This window comes from Pseudomonas spartinae (assembly GCF_965197125.1).
GTDB classification, from domain to species: Bacteria; Pseudomonadota; Gammaproteobacteria; order Pseudomonadales; family Pseudomonadaceae; genus Aquipseudomonas; species Aquipseudomonas composti_A.
The window spans coordinates 49,874-66,004 of sequence record NZ_CBDAMB010000004.1; the positions used below are offsets into that span (position 1 = coordinate 49,874).

The 16,131-nt window shown below is 64.0% G+C and carries 17 protein-coding genes; 8 read left to right on the forward strand and 9 right to left on the reverse strand.

The annotated features are described in order from the left end of the window. Positions 1–71 precede the first annotated feature (71 nt). Positions 72–1,706 carry a Na+/H+ antiporter gene (locus ACN8M7_RS10945; RefSeq protein ID WP_490260774.1) on the reverse strand — a complete coding sequence of 545 codons (1,635 nt, stop codon included), beginning with the start codon at positions 1,704–1,706 and terminating at the stop codon, positions 72–74. Between the two features lie 152 nt (positions 1,707–1,858). Here ACN8M7_RS10945 and ACN8M7_RS10950 point away from each other — a divergent pair, with 152 nt between their 5' ends. The 5 genes from ACN8M7_RS10950 to ACN8M7_RS10970 all read left to right on the forward strand — a co-directional run bounded on the left by ACN8M7_RS10950 (position 1,859) and on the right by ACN8M7_RS10970 (position 5,794). Further along, positions 1,859–2,206 (forward strand): ArsC family reductase, encoded by a 348-nt coding sequence (locus ACN8M7_RS10950; protein WP_490260775.1) that lies wholly within the window; start codon positions 1,859–1,861, stop codon positions 2,204–2,206. 37 nt (positions 2,207–2,243) lie between these two features. Continuing rightward, the gene (gene dapD, locus ACN8M7_RS10955; RefSeq protein WP_490260776.1) at positions 2,244–3,278 is read left to right on the forward strand and encodes a 2,3,4,5-tetrahydropyridine-2,6-dicarboxylate N-succinyltransferase; all 1,035 of its coding nucleotides are present in this window, start codon (positions 2,244–2,246) and stop codon (positions 3,276–3,278) included. Between the two features lie 183 nt (positions 3,279–3,461). Continuing rightward, positions 3,462–4,667 (forward strand): aminotransferase class V-fold PLP-dependent enzyme, encoded by a 1,206-nt coding sequence (locus tag ACN8M7_RS10960; RefSeq protein WP_490260777.1) that lies wholly within the window; start codon positions 3,462–3,464, stop codon positions 4,665–4,667. A 118-nt stretch (positions 4,668–4,785) separates the two neighbouring features. Continuing rightward, on the forward strand, positions 4,786–5,196 hold the full coding sequence (locus ACN8M7_RS10965; RefSeq protein WP_490260778.1) for a SufE family protein: 411 nt from the start codon (positions 4,786–4,788) through the stop codon (positions 5,194–5,196). 67 nt (positions 5,197–5,263) lie between these two features. After that, positions 5,264–5,794, forward strand: coding sequence for a hypothetical protein (locus ACN8M7_RS10970; RefSeq protein WP_490260779.1), 531 nt, complete (start codon positions 5,264–5,266; stop codon positions 5,792–5,794). A 19-nt stretch (positions 5,795–5,813) separates the two neighbouring features. Here ACN8M7_RS10970 and ACN8M7_RS10975 read toward each other — a convergent pair whose 3' ends face one another. From ACN8M7_RS10975 to tcdA, 3 genes are all read right to left on the reverse strand, one after another. After that, positions 5,814–6,275 carry a YehS family protein gene (locus tag ACN8M7_RS10975; RefSeq protein WP_490260780.1) on the reverse strand — a complete coding sequence of 154 codons (462 nt, stop codon included), beginning with the start codon at positions 6,273–6,275 and terminating at the stop codon, positions 5,814–5,816. Between the two features lie 39 nt (positions 6,276–6,314). Then, positions 6,315–7,109 (reverse strand): substrate-binding periplasmic protein, encoded by a 795-nt coding sequence (locus ACN8M7_RS10980; RefSeq protein WP_490260781.1) that lies wholly within the window; start codon positions 7,107–7,109, stop codon positions 6,315–6,317. A gap of 149 nt (positions 7,110–7,258) precedes the next feature. Continuing rightward, a complete protein-coding gene (gene tcdA, locus ACN8M7_RS10985) occupies positions 7,259–8,068 on the reverse strand; it encodes a tRNA cyclic N6-threonylcarbamoyladenosine(37) synthase TcdA (protein ID WP_490260782.1) in 810 nt (269 codons plus the stop codon). A gap of 199 nt (positions 8,069–8,267) precedes the next feature. On the opposite strand from tcdA, the gene dapE reads away from it, so the two are divergent. The 3 genes from dapE to ACN8M7_RS11000 all read left to right on the forward strand — a co-directional run bounded on the left by dapE (position 8,268) and on the right by ACN8M7_RS11000 (position 10,815). After that, positions 8,268–9,410 (forward strand): succinyl-diaminopimelate desuccinylase, encoded by a 1,143-nt coding sequence (gene dapE, locus ACN8M7_RS10990; RefSeq protein ID WP_490260783.1) that lies wholly within the window; start codon positions 8,268–8,270, stop codon positions 9,408–9,410. A 203-nt stretch (positions 9,411–9,613) separates the two neighbouring features. After that, a complete protein-coding gene (locus ACN8M7_RS10995; RefSeq protein ID WP_490260784.1) occupies positions 9,614–10,438 on the forward strand; it encodes a putative RNA methyltransferase in 825 nt (274 codons plus the stop codon). Positions 10,439–10,443: 5 nt separating this feature from the next. Continuing rightward, positions 10,444–10,815, forward strand: coding sequence for a hypothetical protein (locus ACN8M7_RS11000; RefSeq protein WP_061238241.1), 372 nt, complete (start codon positions 10,444–10,446; stop codon positions 10,813–10,815). A gap of 175 nt (positions 10,816–10,990) precedes the next feature. Here the strand turns inward: ACN8M7_RS11000 and ACN8M7_RS11005 are convergent, their stop codons facing one another. The 5 genes from ACN8M7_RS11005 to ACN8M7_RS11025 all read right to left on the reverse strand — a co-directional run bounded on the left by ACN8M7_RS11005 (position 10,991) and on the right by ACN8M7_RS11025 (position 16,102). Next, positions 10,991–11,200, reverse strand: coding sequence for a cold-shock protein (locus tag ACN8M7_RS11005; RefSeq protein ID WP_013716441.1), 210 nt, complete (start codon positions 11,198–11,200; stop codon positions 10,991–10,993). 229 nt (positions 11,201–11,429) lie between these two features. Continuing rightward, positions 11,430–12,422 carry a DUF4340 domain-containing protein gene (locus ACN8M7_RS11010; protein WP_490260785.1) on the reverse strand — a complete coding sequence of 331 codons (993 nt, stop codon included), beginning with the start codon at positions 12,420–12,422 and terminating at the stop codon, positions 11,430–11,432. Positions 12,423–12,608: 186 nt separating this feature from the next. Then, the gene (locus tag ACN8M7_RS11015) at positions 12,609–14,441 is read right to left on the reverse strand and encodes a GldG family protein (RefSeq protein WP_490260786.1); all 1,833 of its coding nucleotides are present in this window, start codon (positions 14,439–14,441) and stop codon (positions 12,609–12,611) included. 9 nt (positions 14,442–14,450) lie between these two features. Then, positions 14,451–15,182, reverse strand: a complete 732-nt coding sequence (locus ACN8M7_RS11020) for an ABC transporter permease subunit (protein WP_061238244.1) — start codon at positions 15,180–15,182, stop codon at positions 14,451–14,453. After that, entirely contained in the window at positions 15,182–16,102 is a 921-nt protein-coding gene (locus ACN8M7_RS11025) for an ABC transporter ATP-binding protein (protein ID WP_061238245.1), read from the reverse strand. Before ACN8M7_RS11025 ends, ACN8M7_RS11020 begins: the two co-directional genes overlap by 1 nt. Between the last annotated feature and the right edge of the window lie 29 nt (positions 16,103–16,131).

A 16,131-nucleotide genomic window follows, 5' to 3' on the forward strand; every position in this document is an offset into this window, starting at 1 on the left:
TCGCGGCTAAAGCCCCTGCACAGGGGTTCTAGCCGCGAACGCGTGCCTATGGGCTACGCGTTTCTAGCGAATCAACTCCTGTTCAGGCGCGCTTCGGCGATATCCAGATCACGCAGGATTTCGCTCAGCATATCGTCGTCCAGCTCGTTGTCCTTGCGCATGCGATACAGCTCCAGGCGCTGAGTGCGCAGTGCCTGCAGACGCAAGCGATACTCCAGGCGGTCGACCTCACGCTGCTGCTCGCGCGCTTCGTCACCCCCACGGGCACGCTCCAGCAGATCGCGGTATTCGCTCATCAACCGCGCCTTCACCTCCACCGAGGTGATCGCACCCTCGGCATCGGCCGCGCGCTCATCCTCGGACTCCAGGTAGCGAATCGCCGACTCCAGCATCAACGCGCGATGGCGATTGAGTTCGCGCTCGCGCAGGGCGGCGTTGTCCTGCGGCAGTCGCGGCAAGATCCGCGGCAGGGCCACGCTGGCCACCAGCAATGACAGCAGGATCACCCCGGCAGCGAGCAAAATCAGCAGGTCGCGCTGCGGAAACGCCTGGCCACTGTTGAGCAGCAACGGCAGCGACATCACGCCGGCCAACGTCACCGCGCCACGCACACCGCCCAGGGTCAGCACCGCACTCAGGGCGATACGCGACTGCCCGGAAAAACGCGTCGGCTCCCCACGCAGGCGCCGCAGCGCACCTGAGACCCGCCAGTAGCTGTAGACCCAGACGAAACGCAGCAACATGAGCACCGCATAGACAGCCAGCACCATGCCCGCCGCTTCCAGCGCAAACGACCAGGGCGCCGCGTGTTCGCCCACAGCAGCGGCGAGGATGTCGGGCAATTGCAGGCCCAGCAGCAGGAAGATCAGACCGTTGAAGGTGAACTCCAGCAAGGTCCAGACACTGCGGTTGAGCAAGCGCGTGGAGGTCTGCCTGGGCAGCAGATCGAGGCGGCTCTGCATCATCCCCGCCGCGACCGCCGACAGAATGCCGGACAACCCCAGGTGCTCGGCGACCACATAGGCGGCGAACGGCAGCAGCAGAAGCAGCAGTACGTGCGGCGCCGGGTCCTCCCAACTGCGGGCGATCATCCAGGCGCGCAAACGTCCCAGCATGAAGCTGAGGGCGACACCGATGGCCAGACCGCCGAAGGCCACCAGGACGAACTGCAGACTGGCATCGGTGATCGAGAATACGCCGGTCAGGGTCGCCGCCACGGCGAACTTGAACGCCACCAGGCCGGAGGCATCGTTCATCAACGCCTCGCCCTGCAGCAGGTTGTTCAAGGTGCTCGGCAAACGGCCGTGGGTGATCGCCGAAACCGCCACGGCATCGGTCGGCGACAACACCGCAGCCAGAGCGAAACAGGCCGCCAACGGCACCTGCGGCAGCAGCCAGTGGATGAAATGCCCCGCCCCGAGAATGGTGAAGAACACCAGGGCGAAGGCGAGCAACAGGATCGGTGTACGCAACTGACGAAACTGCCCCTTGGGCATGCGCCAGCCGTCGACGAACAGCAGCGGCGGAATGAACAGCAGCAGAAACAACTCGGGATCGAGCCGAACATGCAGACCCAGTGCGGGAATCGCCAGCAGCGCGCCGATCAGAATCTGCAGCAGCGGCAATGGCAGGGGAATGAACTGGGCAGTAATACGGGTGCCACTGACCACCAGCAACATGGTCAGAATGGTGTAGAGCAATTGCATGGTGCGAAACCGGCGGGAACGAGCGGGAGGCTGCGATTCTAGCGCCGTAACACATCGCAGCGACAGCCACCGCCCAGCCGCGACATGACGTGGCATAATGGCCCGCCGTATTTCCCGGACCTTCCGGCACGCCACTCATCAGAGGAAGATCAATGAGTTACGTCCTGTATGGCATCAAGGCCTGCGACACCATGAAAAAGGCCAGAACCTGGCTCGATGAACACCAGGTCGACTATGCCTTTCACGACTACAAAAGCGTCGGAATCGACCGGGCAAATCTGGAAAAGTGGTGCAACGAGCATGGCTGGCAGACTGTCCTGAACCGTGCTGGCACCACCTTCCGCAAACTCGATGACGCGCAGAAAGCCGACCTCGACCAGGCCAAGGCCATCGAACTGATGCTGGCCCAGCCGTCGATGATCAAGCGCCCGGTACTCAACCTGGGCGACAAGACCCTGGTCGGCTTCAAGCCGGATAACTACCAAGCCGCGCTGGCCTGATCAATCTCACCCGATTTCGTTGCAAGGAACCCATCTAATGAGCACCTCCCTTTACAGCATCGCCTTTGGTGTTGGCACCCAGAACCGCCAGGGCAACTGGCTGGAAGTCTTCTACGCTCAGCCGCTGCTCAATCCGGCCAGCGAGCTGGTCGCCAAGGCCGCCGAGAAGCTCGGTTACCAGGGCGGCAACCAGGCCATCGCCTTCACCAGCGCACAGGCCGCTGACCTGGCCGAAGCCCTGAAGGGCGTGGATGCCGCGCAAGCAGCGCTGCTGACCCGCCTGGCCGAAAGCCACAATCCGCTGGTCGCCACCTTCCTGGCCGAAGATGCCGCGCTGACCAGCACCCCGGAGGCCTACCTCAAGCTGCACCTGCTGTCGCATCGCCTGGTCAAGCCGCACGGCCTGAGCCTGGCCGGCATCTTCCCGCTGCTGCCGAACGTGGCCTGGACCAGCCAGGGCGCCGTCGACCTCGCCGAGCTGGCCGAGCGCCAGCTCGAAGCGCGCCTCAAGGGCGAGCTGCTGGAAGTGTTCTCGGTGGACAAGTTCCCGAAAATGACCGACTACGTGGTACCGACTGGCGTGCGTATCGCCGACAGCGCGCGCGTGCGCCTGGGCGCCTACATCGGTGAAGGCACCACCGTGATGCATGAAGGCTTCGTCAACTTCAACGCCGGCACCGAAGGCCCGGGCATGATCGAAGGCCGCGTTTCGGCTGGCGTATTCGTCGGCAAGGGTTCGGACCTGGGCGGCGGCTGCTCGACCATGGGTACTCTGTCCGGCGGCGGCAACATGGTCATCAGCGTCGGCGAAGGCTGCCTGATCGGCGCTAACGCCGGCATCGGCATCCCGCTGGGTGACCGCAACACCGTCGAAGCCGGCCTGTACATCACCGCCGGCACCAAGGTGAACCTGCTCGACGAGGGCAACGCCCTGGTCAAGGTGGTCAAGGCGCGTGAGCTGGCTGGCCAGTCGGACCTGCTGTTCCGTCGCAACTCGCTGACCGGCGCCGTGGAGTGCAAGACCCACAAGTCGGCCATCGAGCTGAACGAAGCCCTGCACGCCCACAACTGAAAAGTTGGTTTAACGCTGCTGCGCTAGCCCATACTGCGTTGCAATAAGGCTCGGATCGGTCATTCAGATCAGTAAAGTCGCCCGCGACTCCGACCGTTCCGAGCCTTATCGCGCCTTGTCTGGCCGTCGCTCGCGACACGTTAACCCCAACTTTTAACTGCCAGATGATCTCTGGAAGCATCCATGTCACTGATTTCCCCCTGGCGCGCCGACTTCCCCGGCATTCTCGCCTTCGAAGCCGAAGGCCAGACCTACCTGGACAGCGCCGCCACCGCGCAGAAACCGCAAGCGGTGCTGGACGCCCTGCTCGCCTACCTGGCCAGCGGCGTGGCCAACGTGCACCGTGCCCAGCACCTGCCGGGTGAGCGTGCCACCCGCGCCTTCGAGGCGACACGCGGCAAGGCCGCGCAGTGGCTGAATGCAGCCAGCGCCGAGGAGATCATCTTCACCCGCGGCACCACCGAATCACTGAACCTGCTGGCCTACGGCCTGGAGCACCTGCTGCAGCCCGGCGAGCAGATCGTCATCAGCGCGCTGGAACACCACGCCAACCTCCTGCCCTGGCAGCAACTGGCCAAACGTCGCGACCTGGAGCTGCTGGTACTGCCGCTGGATGACACCGGCAGCGTGGACCTGCAGCAGGCCGCTCGGCTGATCGGCCCGCGCACCCGCCTGCTGGCAGTCTCACAGTTGTCCAATGTGCTTGGCCGCTGGCAGCCGCTGGACCAACTGCTGGCGCTGGCTCGCAGCCACGGCGCCATCAGCCTTGTCGACGGGGCACAGGGCGCGGTGCATGGCCGCCCTGACATGCAGGCACTGGGCTGTGACTTCTATGTGTGTTCCTCGCACAAGCTCTATGGCCCGGACGGCGTCGGCCTGCTCTACGGTCGTCGCGAGCAGCTGAACAAGCTGCAGCACTGGCAGTTCGGCGGCGAGATGGTGCTCGATGCCGACTATCAGGTCGCCCGTTTCCGTTCTGCTCCACTGGGTTTCGAGGCCGGCACACCGGCGGTGTCCTCGGTCATCGCCCTGGGCGCTGCGCTGGATTGGCTGAGCGGCCTGGATCACGCAGCTGCGGCCCGCCACGAAGCGGCCCTGCACGCCGAGCTGTTGGCCGGTTTGCAGGCACGTGACGGTATTCGCCTGCTGGGTCAGCCTCGCCTGGCGCTGGCCAGTTTTTGTGTCGATGGCGTGCATAACGCCGATCTGGCCCACCTGCTCAGCGAGCAGGGTATCGCCGTGCGCGCCGGGCACCACTGCGCCATGCCCCTGATGAAAGGGCTCGGCCTCAGCGGTGCAATTCGTGCCTCGCTGGGCCTGTACAACAACGGCGAGGACTTGCAGCGATTCTTCAGCGCCCTGGACAACGCCTTGGAGCTGCTGCGATGAACCACGGCCATCGTCTTTCCGTAGGAGCGGCTGGGCGGCATTCCGCTTCAGCCGCGAAAGGACGCGTACAACCCTTCGCGGCTGAAGCCGCTCCTACGCGCTACGCGAGCCTCTTGCCATGAGCCTGCCAGTCGCCGCTCAAGAGACACTGGAAGCATTCACCGCCTGCCCCGGCTGGGAGCAGCGCGCGCGCCTGCTGATGCAATGGGGTGAACGCCTGCAGCCACTGAGCGATGCCGAGCGGACTGATGAACACCGCGTATATGGCTGCGAGAGCCTGGTCTGGCTGGTCGCCGAACGCCGTGGCGAGCACCTGCACTTTCGCGCCAGCAGCGATGCCCGCCTGCTACGCGGTTTGCTGGCCGTACTGTTGGCTCGGGTGGAGGGCCTGAGCGATGAACAGCTGGCCTCGCTCGACCTGGCCGACTGGTTCGCTCAGCTTGGCCTGCAACGTCAGCTTTCCCCCTCTCGCAGCAACGGCCTGAATGCGGTGTTGCAGCGAATGAGAACGCAAACACGGGAAAACTAGACGCGCGCCCTGCTCGATCAACAGCACTGGGTTATATTCCCGCCCCCAAAAACTCATGGAGCGAGTCATGCCTGCAGCTATGCGCATCGGGCTAAGTGCCCTGGTATCTCTGATCGTGCTGTACTTCAGCCCACAGCTGTTTCCCCACCTCCTGGTCCTGCTTCCAGAGAGCGTCGCCGCAGCGCTGCCGATAGAGCCTTTTATTCTCAACCTGCTGCTATCGAGCCTGCTGAGCGGCGTCTGCCTGGCACTACTTGCGAGCAATCGCCGTCTGGCCACCGCCGGGTTGGTCGCGCTTGGTTTGCTGGGAATCTACGCTGTCGGCTTCTACAGCAATCTTTGCAGCGTGGAAGAAGTGCAGCGAATTCACGCCGAAATGGAGGCCATGCCCATGTACAACCTGGGACGCCCCGCAGATGCCGAGCCAATCCCCATCGACTCGATTTCCAACTTGAGCTACGCCTGCATCCTGCCGGAGGAGCGCAGTGACAACCTGTTCACCATGACGTGGGATTTCCTCCTCAGGCTGGCCGCGATGTTCGCGGGCACACTGCTGGTACCGCGTCGACGCTCGCAGGCGGAACGTCTCGCCCAGTGAACCGATGAATCGATCGGGCTCAGCCCCGCTCGCGCAGCGTCAGGCCACGCAGGAAATTGCGCAGAATCTGGTCACCACACTCCCGATAGTGCTTGTGGCCAGGTGCACGGAACAGGGCGCTCAGCTCGGTCTTGGTCATCGGCAGATCGGCCGATTGCAGAATCCCCTGGATATCCTCGTCGCGCAGCTGAAAAGCCACCCGCAGCTTCTTCAGGATGAGGTTGTTGCTCAGGCGCTTTTCCACCGGCACGCGCGGTCGGCTGTCGTCCTTGCCGCGCTTGTGAAACACCAGCCCTTCGAGCACATGAGCCAGCAATACATCGTTGCACGGACGATAACCGGCCTCGTCCTCGCGCAGCAGGCAGGCGGAAATCAAGCCTGGCTCGACGGAGTAATCCGCAAGCTGGCAGAACGCCTCAAGCGTGCTATCACTGACATCCAGCAGATAGCGCAGGCTGCGCAGCACATCGTTATTAAGCATGCAGATAACTCTAGGTAGAAGTAGGTCGGCAAGTGTCGCTCAATCCGGCGCGACGTGCGCAGAAATGCTCGGCATCCAGTCATCGGCATTGCCCGTATTCAGGGCCTGCTGCAGACGCTGCAGGTCACCCCGCTCGGCGAACGTGCGAAGGCCGGCATTGAACAGGCGCAGCAGATTGGCGGCCTTGGCATCGTCCTTGCGAAATAGCAGACGCAGCGGCTCGGTGTTGAGCTGACGCGGATGGTGGGTGATGTTGCCGCCATCTTTGGGAAACAGGCGACGCAGCATGGCGTAGCCTACCGCCCGGTCCTGAGGATGCAGGTCGACACGCCTCAGTTCAAGCAGGCGAAAGCTGGTGTCTTCCTTGCCGTTCTGCTGCACGCTCAAGCGGCCCGCCTGCAGCGCTTCGTCGAATGCCGGGCCGTAGGAATAACCCAGCGTGGTGCCGATGCGATATTTCGGCAGGTCCTCGACCCTGGCCCAGTCGAACGCCTGGTCGCGACGATGGAACAGGACAATCTCGCCGCGTACCAGCGCATCGCTACAGATACCGTAGTTGAGCCGACTGGGCGCGCAGCTATAGGGCATGATCGCGTGCAACTGACCCTGTTGCAGCATCAGCACGTTGCGGTCCCAGGGATGGAAGACGTACTCGACCTGATAGCCAGCCTCGGCAAACACCGCGCTGATCAATCGCGCCAAAGCGCCACCGTCGCGGCGCATCTGGTCGACGTAAGGTGCCCAGTCACCGGTGCCGATACGCAGCTTTTTCGGCTCGGCCTGAACGGCGCCCAGGGCTAGCAGCCACAGGGGCAGCGTCAGGGAGGCGAGCATCCGTGCCCAGCGTCTTCCTGGCGAGACGCAAACAAACAGGTACGACACAAATCACCTCGGATACGGATCATCTTCGACGCTTCCCTGTCCGTTACTGCACTCTCTCCCTTTGCCCCAACAGGGTCAAACGCACCGTTCTGCGGCGCTGCTCAACTCTTCGCCTGGCGCTCCGCCGGGCGCCGAGCACCGGCCACCAACTTGTCCACCAGCCTGGCCGCGGCGGCCATGCCGAAACTGGCGGTGACCATCATCACCGCCCCGAAACCACCGGCGCAGTCGAGGCGCACGCCTTCACCGACGAAACCCTTGGCCTGGCACACCGTGCCATCGGGCTTGGGATAGCGCAGCTGCTCGGTGGAGAACACGCAGGGCACGCTGTAGGTACGCCCCGGCGTCCGCGAAAAGCCGTAGTCGCGGCGCAGCATGCTGCGTACCTTGGCCGCCAGTGGATCGTTGAACGTCTTGTTCAGATCGGTGACCTGAATCTGCGTCGGGTCGACCTGCCCGCCCGCGCCACCGGTGGTGACGATCTGGATCTTGCGCCGCTTGCACCAGGCGATCAGCGCCGCCTTGGCCGGCACGCTGTCGATGCAGTCGATCACCCCGTCGAGCTGCTCGGTGATGTACTCGGCCATGGTTTCGCGGGTAACGAAATCCGCCACGGCGTGCACCACGCAGGCTGGATTGATGGCGCGGATGCGCGCAGCCATCTCATCGACCTTGGCCTTGCCCACCGCGCCTTCGACGGCATGCACCTGGCGATTGGTGTTGGTGATGCAGACATCGTCCAGATCGAACAGGGAAATCTCGCCGACCCCCGAACGCGCCAGGGCCTCGGCCGCCCAGGAGCCAACCCCACCGATGCCGACTACCGCCACGTGGGCTGCAGCCAGGCGTTGATAGCCTTCCTGGCCGTAGAGCCGGGCTATGCCGCCGAATCGCTGATCGTCTGTATTCATCCATCCCCCTGCCGAACCGCGCGCATTATAGAGATAGCACCTTGCCCACCCAACCCCGAAAGGCAGGTCAGCCGTCGGCCAGTCGTGGTTGCCTGCATTTACAGCGAATACGCCGTACGGCGCGCCTTATCACCTGATCGGTAACGACTTTTGCTTTAAGATGGCCAGCCTTCACGCCAGCCGCCGTACCGGAGCCATCATGACCGCCCCCCTCACCCCGACCCTGGAGCTCGCCTTCGACCTGATCCGCCGTCCGTCCGTGACCCCGGTCGACGAAGGTTGCCAGGAACTGATGATGCGGCGCCTGGCCGCCTGCGGCTTCGATGTCGAGCGCATGCGCATCGAAGAGGTGGAGAATTTCTGGGCCAGGCGCGGTGGCGATGGCCCGGTGCTGTGCTTCGCCGGCCACACCGACGTGGTGCCCACCGGGCCGCTGGACGCCTGGCAGTATCAGCCGTTCGACGTGCGCATCGATGAAGACGGCATGCTCTGCGGCCGTGGCGCCGCTGACATGAAAGGCAGCCTGGCGAGCATGATCATCGCCGTGGAGCGTTTTATCGCCGATTACCCGAACCACAAGGGCGCGATCAGCTTCCTCATCACCAGCGACGAAGAAGGCCCGGCCCAGCACGGCACCAAGGCGGTGGTCGAGCGCCTGCGCGAGCGCGAGGAACGCCTGGACTGGTGCATCGTCGGCGAACCGTCGAGCACCACCCTGCTCGGTGACGTGGTCAAGAACGGCCGCCGCGGTTCGCTCGGCTGCACCCTCACCGTGTACGGCAAGCAGGGTCACGTGGCCTACCCGCACCTGGCGAAGAACCCCATCCACCTGGCCGCGCCGGCCCTGGCCGAACTGGCCGCCGAGCACTGGGATCATGGTAACGACTACTTCCCGCCGACCAGTTTCCAGGTGTCCAACCTCAATTCCGGCACCGGAGCGACCAACGTAATCCCCGGTGAGCTGAAGGCGGTGTTCAACTTCCGTTTCTCCACCGAGTCGACCGTCGAAGACCTGCAGCAGCGCGTCACCACCATCCTCGACAAGCACGGCCTGGACTATCACCTGGAATGGGCGCTGTCCGGCCTGCCCTTCCTCACCCAGCCGGGCGATTTGCTCGACGCGGTGGCCGCCAGCATCAAGAACGTCACCGGGCGCGACACCACCCCGTCGACCAGCGGCGGCACCTCGGACGGGCGCTTCATCGCCACCCTCGGCACCCAGGTGGTCGAACTCGGCCCGGTCAACGCCACCATCCACCAGATCAACGAGCGTGTGCTGGCAAGCGACCTCGACCTGCTGACCGAGGTTTACTATCAAACGATGGTAAAACTGCTCGCATGAAAATCCATGAATATGCCTGCTGCGCACACCGATAGCTGCGTGACTCGCGATGCTCGCCCTTCGGGCCCGCCTGCGGCGGTTCAGCCGCAAGCGGCTGTGAGGCGGTACTCGCTCCTCGCCTATCTATTCGATATGTCTCGTCGCTGCGTTCCGTCCGCCTTGCTCTCGGCGCGCTCGCGACGGCCTATTCACGGATTTGACGCATGTTGATCTGCCCCATCTGCCAGTCGCCGCTCGAGCCCAACGGCAGCGGCCTGGCTTGCGAAAACCGCCACAGCTTCGACCGCGCGCGGCAGGGCTACTACAACCTGTTGCCGGTGCAGCACAAGAACAGCCGTGACCCCGGCGACAACGCCGCCATGGTCGAGGCGCGCCGGCGCTTTCTCGACGGCGGCCACTACGCGCCGCTGGCCAAACGCCTGGCCGCACTGGCGGCCGAGTACAAGCCCGCGCGCTGGCTGGATATCGGCTGCGGCGAAGGCTATTACACCGAGCAGATCGGCCACGCCCTGCCAGCAGCCGACGGCCATGCCCTGGACATCTCCCGCGAGGCAGTCAAACGCGCCTGCAAACGCGCCCCGCAACTGAACTGGCTGGTGGCGAGCATGGCCCGCGTGCCCTTGGCCAATGCCAGCTGCAACCTGCTGGCCAGCGTGTTCAGCCCGCTCGACTGGAGCGAGGCCAAACGCCTGCTCGCCCCCGGCGGCGGCCTGCTGCGCATGGGCCCGACCCGCGGGCACCTGATGGAACTGCGCCAGAAGCTGTACGACGAAGTCCGCGACTACGACGACGAGAAGCACCTGGCGCTGATACCGCCGGGCATGCACCTGGCACATAGCGAAACCCTCGAATTTCCGCTGCACCTGGCCGATGCCCAGGCCCGCGCCGACCTGCTGGCCATGACCCCGCACGGCTGGCGCGCCAGCGCAGAACGCCGTGAAGCGGTGATCGCCGAGCCCTTCGAAGTTACCATCGCCATCCGCTACGATTGGATCGTCAAAACCCAGAGCCCAGGCTCTCAGGACTGAATGCCATGCGCCAACCCGACATCGAGATCTACCTGAAAGACGCCGAACGAGACGCCGTGGCGCAGTGGCTGGGCGAAGCCCTCGGCCCCTGCAGCGACTGGCAACAGAAGGGCCAGACCTTCAAATGCCAGGCCGGCGACGTGCCGGTGACCTGGCTGCCCAAGGCCGTGGGTAAATGGCACAGCCTGTACCTGGAAAGCGACGCCACGCCCTGGGACGATGACCTGGCCTGTGCCCGCGCCGCCCATGCCGCGCTCGGCGTGCAGGTGCGCTGCGCACCCGGCACCTGGGTCGAAGACGAGAGCGATGAAGAAGCCGACCGCTGGATCAAGGTCGATGCCGATGGCGAAACCGAGATCGTCTGGCGCACCGAATGAAAGCGGCCGCTTCGCGGCCATCTGATGCCCCTCTCCCCCAACCCCTCTCCCATAAAGGGGAGAGGGGCGCTATCCGTGCAACCCGCCACACCTTTCGCCAGCCCCTACGAAGTACAGCGCCCAGAAACGACAAGGCCCGTCATCGACGGGCCTTGTTGAGTAACGAGCTTGGCAGTCAGAGCGCGGACACGTCTTCCGCCTGCAGGCCTTTCTGGCCCTGGGTCACGCCGAACTCGACCTTCTGGCCTTCGACCAGAGTGCGGTGGCCTTCGCCGCGGATGGCGCGGTAGTGAACGAATACGTCCGGGCCGCTTTCGCGCTGAATGAACCCGTAACCCTTGGAATCATTGAACCATTTGACGGTTCCGGTCTCACGATCTGCCATTACCAACTTCTCCAAACTCGCTATGTTTTTATTGTCCCGAAGGTGCTTTGACGGCTCGGTAAAAACGGTCTTCTCAGCGTTCGCCACCCCTGGCAATCGAGCATGGAGCAGGTCAAGCGATTCGCGTTCTTGCTGCAGCCGAAGGCCGAGTATAAAGCATCAATTGTGACTGAAAAGCACTTTTTTAGAGCCGACACGAACCCAGAAGATACGCGGGTTACAGCGGGTTTTATGGGCTTTTGAGCAACAGATCGCGCAACTTTTTCGTCAAGCGCTGGACCAGTTCAGGCTCCAGCCGGTAAGCCCAGCCACTGCGCGCACTGACCTCGCCGGGCTTGAAACCACCCGGCTCACCCAGCACCAGCCAATGCTGATCGCCCTGCTTGTACAGTGCGCCATCGAGTTTCTCGCCAGCGAATCCCGCGAGGCTGAATTGCAGCAGCGGCGCCTGCTTGAAACCTATCTGCGCCAGCGGCGCGGCATCGGCGAACTGCAGGTTGGAGAACACCAGTGCAACGCCATTGGCCGCGCCCTCGAAACTGAGCGTCTGGTCCTTGCGCAGCTCTTTGATAGCGAAATTGTGCTGCTCGGCATCGCTACGCGTCAGCGAGAGTTTCTCGCCATCGGCGTAGCGCAGCTCGAGCCGCGCGATGCGGGTAAAGGGGATGTCGGCGACACGGCGATCCAGCCAGTCCAGCTCACGAGTCGGCACCTGCAACTGCTGATCGATCAGCCAGACCTGATCCTCCCCGGCACGCCGGACCAGTTGCCCATTGCCCTGCCGAGAGGGATTACCCAGGCGCAGGGCCAAATCCGGATGCCCAGCGAACGACAGCTTGAGGCGTAGCGCCTGTGCATCGGCCTCGCCCTCCTCGGCCAGGCCCAGACGAGCATGCCACTGCGCGTTGGCGGTCTTGGCCTCGACGCTACGCGCGTCGCGTAGCGAGCGCAGCAGGTCGGCCAGTAATTGCGGCGCCGCCGGATAGTCGGCCTTGGCCGGCACCACCCACGCCTCGCCACGGCGCTCGATCCGCACCGACGGCTGTCCTGGCGACTCGATCTCAAGTGCTTGCAGCGTGTTCAGATAGCCCTGCTCGGCGGCCAGCCACGGCGCCGGTTCGAGCGCCGCCGTGTCCTCTTGCTGGCTGCGCTGCAACGCCAGATACCCCAGCGCACAGAACAGTACGATAACGATCAATGCGATCAGACCTTTGCGTCCCATACCCATCTCACTGTTGATGACTCGGAAGCGGCGCAGGGTGGATCACGTTTCACCGTCGCGGTGGATGTAAAGAGCGACATCCACCCTACGCACGAGGTTATTCGTGGGAGGCGCTTCAGCGGCGACGGTCGCGGCTAAAGCTCCTCCCACAGGTGGAGCCTTCAGCCCCTCCCATAGCGACTGGCCTCACGCGCGACGACGGCGCCGCCACAGCCACAACGCCAGCACACCGAGGGTGAGCAAGGCCGGCACCAGGGCGATGTTGATTACCTTGAGCGTGCGCCCAAGTGCCTCGATATCGGCATTGAGCTGGTAGCGCACGTCACGCAGTTCCTTGCGCAGCTCCAGCTTCTGCTGGATGAAGTTCTGCAACGCGCCTTGCTGCTCCGGCGTCAGCTCCAGGGCCTTGTTCGGGTCGTCGCTCTGTTGCAGCGCTGCCAGCTGCTGCTCGGTCTCGGCCAGACGCGCCTGCAGGGCCTGTTCCTTGTCACGCAAGCGCTGTTCGGCGGCACGCTGCAGCTCCTCCACCACCGTGAACGGACGACTGAAACGGCCACGCGAGCGCACGCTGATCAGCGCCTCGGAGCCGGTCAGGTTGTCCAGCGCGTTGATGGTGAAGCTGCCGTTGTCGGCCCAGGGCTGCGGCATGCGCTGGCCAAAGAAATCCTGCACCTGCACCCACATGCGGTCGCTGAGGATGTCGGTGTCGGCCACGGCGATCACATTGATATTGTCGGCCTGCTTGAGCCCGTCCTTGCGCCCCTCGATACCGTCCGGGAAGGCGCTCTGTGCCGGGCCGTCGATACGCGCAGCGATGGCGTAGCGCTCGCCGGTCGGCTCCAGTTCGCGGATCAACTCTTCAGGGTTGCTGAGCATGGCGAAGCGCTGGGCATCGAAAGGCATGGCGTACTCGGAACTCTGCATCAACGGGGTGAAGTGCGTCTTCGCCCCCTCCAGCGGCTCGAGGACGCCAGCCGTGGCCACGGTGATGCTCTCCAGCCCGGCGGTGGCGATATCGGTCTGGTTCAGCGCCTTGCGCGGCAGGCTGAGCCAGGCGGCGTGGCGCACCGGGCGCTGGCCCTGACCACGGTTGACCGACATCGCGTAGGAGCCGTCGCCCAGCACCTTGTCCGGCACCATGCGCAGGCCCCAGGCCTTGAACAGCGGCTCGAGGTTGGACGACTTGTCCACTGCCACTTCACCCGGCATATCACCCGTATCGGCCTCGGCGTAAGGGTCGACGAACACCATCAGCTTGCCGCCGCGCAGGACGAACTGGTCGATGGCATAGAGCGTCTGCTGCGGCAGGTTCTTCGGGTGTACCAGCCAGAGCACCGAGACCTTGTCGGGAATCTGGTCGACATCGGCCTTGAGCTGCTCGATCTGGAACAACTGGCGCACCTGCTCCAGCACCATCCACGGCGACGTCGGCTGGCGCGCCATCATGTCGAAGCCGCCGGTCATCGGCAGCCCGGACAGCACACCAACCACCGGCAGCTCCGGCTTGGCCAGGGTCTGCACCAGGCGGCTCAGCTCGTATTCGAGGTGTTCCTCCTGATCCAGAGCGAAGAACGGAATCACCTGGGTATCGTCCAGTGCGTTGGTGCCGGCCAGGCCGAAGTAGACCGAGTCACCGCCCTGCTGCAGCGGGATGCCCTGCAGGCCGTACTGCGCGGCCTTGTCCTCGTCTTCGGAGAACGGCTCGGGGTCGATGATGTGCAGGCGGATCTTGCCGTTCGCCTGCGCCTGGTAAGCCTTGAGCATCTCCTCCACGCGCTGGGCATAGGTGCGCAGCGCCGGCAGGTCCTTGGCCACCTTGTCCGAGTAGAAGAAGTACAGGTTGATCGGCTCGTCCAACTCACCAAGGATCTGCTTGGTGCCATCGGAGATGGTGTAGAGCTTCTGCTCGGTCAGATCCAGGCGTGCACCGCCCAGACCAATACCAGCCAGCAGGTTGAAGGCGATAAAGGCGACCGCAATCAGCAACAGCCCGGCGCCGGAATAGATCAGCTTTTTCATGGGCGTTCCTCAGTCAGCTTTCTTCAGGTCGATGACCACCGCCGTGGCGGTCAGCCAGGCAGTGATCAGCGAGAGGAAATACAGCAGGTCGCGCGCATCGATCACGCCCTTGCTGATGGCGTCGAAGCGCACCAGAAAGCTCAGCGAGGCGATAGCGTCCACCAGCCACTGCGGTGCCCAGGCGAAGGCGTCGAGCACCATGGGAAAGCCGCTGACGATGAACAGGAAACAGGCACTGACCGCGAGAATGAAAGCGATCACCTGGTTCTTGCTCAACGCCGACATGCATGAGCCGATGGCCAGGTAAGCGCCGGCCAGCAGCCAACTGCCGATATAGCCAGTGACGATAGCGCCGTTGTCCGGCTCGCCCAGGTAGTTGACGGTGATGATCATCGGGAAGGTCAGCAGCAGCGCAATGCCGGCGAACACCCAGGCCGCCAGGAACTTGCCGGTGACCGCTTCGAAGCGGGTGATCGGCAACGTCATCAGCAGCTCGATGGAGCCGGACTTGCGCTCCTCCGCCCACAGGCGCATGGCGATCGCCGGCACCAGGAACAGATAAAGCCAGGGGTGGAAATTGAAGAAGGCCGAGAGATTGGCCTGGCCACTCTCGAAGAAGCCGCCCAGATAAAAGGTGAACACCCCGGACAGCACCAGGAAGATCACGATGAACACATAGGCCAGCGGCGTGGCGAAGTAGCTTGCCAGCTCGCGCTTGAAGATCACGGGCAACTGGGTCATCACTGCTCTCCCCGGGTCAGCGTGCGGAACACTTCATCGAGCCGGCCGCGTTCCACATTGAGCTCGCGCACCTGCCAGCCGCGTTCGGCGATCAACGCATTGACCTGCGGGAAGATCACCGCGCCCGGCTGCGCCAGCACGCTCAGGCTGTGCTCGCGCGCGTTCTCCTCGACCCCGACGACGCCGGGCAGCGCCGCCAGCGCGGCTCGGTCGAGCGCCTCGTCGGCTACCAGCGTCACCGCCTGGTGGTAGCGCGACCGGCTCTCCAGCTCCAGCGGCGTGCCATCGGCCAGCAAGCGGCCATGGGCGATCACCACGGCACGGGTACAGAGCGCCGTGACCTCTTCGAGAATATGGGTGGAAATGATCACGATCTTGTCGCGGGCCAGGCCCTGAATGAGCTGGCGCACCTGATGCTTCTGGTTGGGGTCGAGGCCATCGGTGGGCTCGTCGAGAATCAGCACGCGCGGATCATGCAGGATTGCCTGGGCCAGACCGACGCGGCGCTTGAAGCCCTTGGACAGCGTGTCGATGCTCTGCGCCAGCACCGTCTCCAGCTCAACCTGCTCCACCGCATTCTGCACACGCACCGTCTTCTCGGCGCCACGGAAACCGCGCACCTCGGCGATGAACTCAAGGAAACCGCGCACCGTCATGTCGCCATAGCACGGCGCGCCTTCGGGCAGATAACCGATCTGTCGCTGGGCCTTGAGGGTCTGGCTCTGGATATCGCAGCCGAGGATGCTCGCCGTGCCGGAAGTCGGCGCAAGAAACCCCGTGAGCATCTTCATGGTGGTGGATTTGCCGGCCCCGTTGGGGCCGAGAAAGCCCAGCACTTCCCCTGGCTGGACACTGAACGACAGATCATCGACTGCCGTGTGCTGCGCGAAACGCTTGGTCAGGTTTCTTATCTCGATCATGGCCTCTCACCGTCGCGAAAACGCCTGAG

What these genes read in the sequence shown, in the direction of transcription:
- ACN8M7_RS10950 (WP_490260775.1), top strand. Translation starts at nt 1,859, where the DNA reads ATGAGTTACGTCCTGTATGGCATCAAGGCCTGCGACACCATGAAAAAG.
- ACN8M7_RS11000 (WP_061238241.1), top strand. Translation starts at nt 10,444, where the DNA reads ATGCGCCAACCCGACATCGAGATCTACCTGAAAGACGCCGAACGAGAC.
- ACN8M7_RS11025 (WP_061238245.1), bottom strand. Translation starts at nt 16,102, where the DNA reads ATGATCGAGATAAGAAACCTGACCAAGCGTTTCGCGCAGCACACGGCA.
- ACN8M7_RS10945 (WP_490260774.1), bottom strand. Translation starts at nt 1,706, where the DNA reads ATGCAATTGCTCTACACCATTCTGACCATGTTGCTGGTGGTCAGTGGC.
- ACN8M7_RS11015 (WP_490260786.1), bottom strand. Translation starts at nt 14,441, where the DNA reads ATGAAAAAGCTGATCTATTCCGGCGCCGGGCTGTTGCTGATTGCGGTC.
- ACN8M7_RS10980 (WP_490260781.1), bottom strand. Translation starts at nt 7,109, where the DNA reads ATGCTCGCCTCCCTGACGCTGCCCCTGTGGCTGCTAGCCCTGGGCGCC.
- ACN8M7_RS11010 (WP_490260785.1), bottom strand. Translation starts at nt 12,422, where the DNA reads ATGGGACGCAAAGGTCTGATCGCATTGATCGTTATCGTACTGTTCTGT.
- ACN8M7_RS11005 (WP_013716441.1), bottom strand. Translation starts at nt 11,200, where the DNA reads ATGGCAGATCGTGAGACCGGAACCGTCAAATGGTTCAATGATTCCAAG.
- ACN8M7_RS11020 (WP_061238244.1), bottom strand. Translation starts at nt 15,182, where the DNA reads ATGACCCAGTTGCCCGTGATCTTCAAGCGCGAGCTGGCAAGCTACTTC.
- dapE (WP_490260783.1), top strand. Translation starts at nt 8,268, where the DNA reads ATGACCGCCCCCCTCACCCCGACCCTGGAGCTCGCCTTCGACCTGATC.
- ACN8M7_RS10970 (WP_490260779.1), top strand. Translation starts at nt 5,264, where the DNA reads ATGCCTGCAGCTATGCGCATCGGGCTAAGTGCCCTGGTATCTCTGATC.
- ACN8M7_RS10960 (WP_490260777.1), top strand. Translation starts at nt 3,462, where the DNA reads ATGTCACTGATTTCCCCCTGGCGCGCCGACTTCCCCGGCATTCTCGCC.
- ACN8M7_RS10965 (WP_490260778.1), top strand. Translation starts at nt 4,786, where the DNA reads ATGAGCCTGCCAGTCGCCGCTCAAGAGACACTGGAAGCATTCACCGCC.
- ACN8M7_RS10995 (WP_490260784.1), top strand. Translation starts at nt 9,614, where the DNA reads ATGTTGATCTGCCCCATCTGCCAGTCGCCGCTCGAGCCCAACGGCAGC.
- ACN8M7_RS10975 (WP_490260780.1), bottom strand. Translation starts at nt 6,275, where the DNA reads ATGCTTAATAACGATGTGCTGCGCAGCCTGCGCTATCTGCTGGATGTC.
- dapD (WP_490260776.1), top strand. Translation starts at nt 2,244, where the DNA reads ATGAGCACCTCCCTTTACAGCATCGCCTTTGGTGTTGGCACCCAGAAC.
- tcdA (WP_490260782.1), bottom strand. Translation starts at nt 8,068, where the DNA reads ATGAATACAGACGATCAGCGATTCGGCGGCATAGCCCGGCTCTACGGC.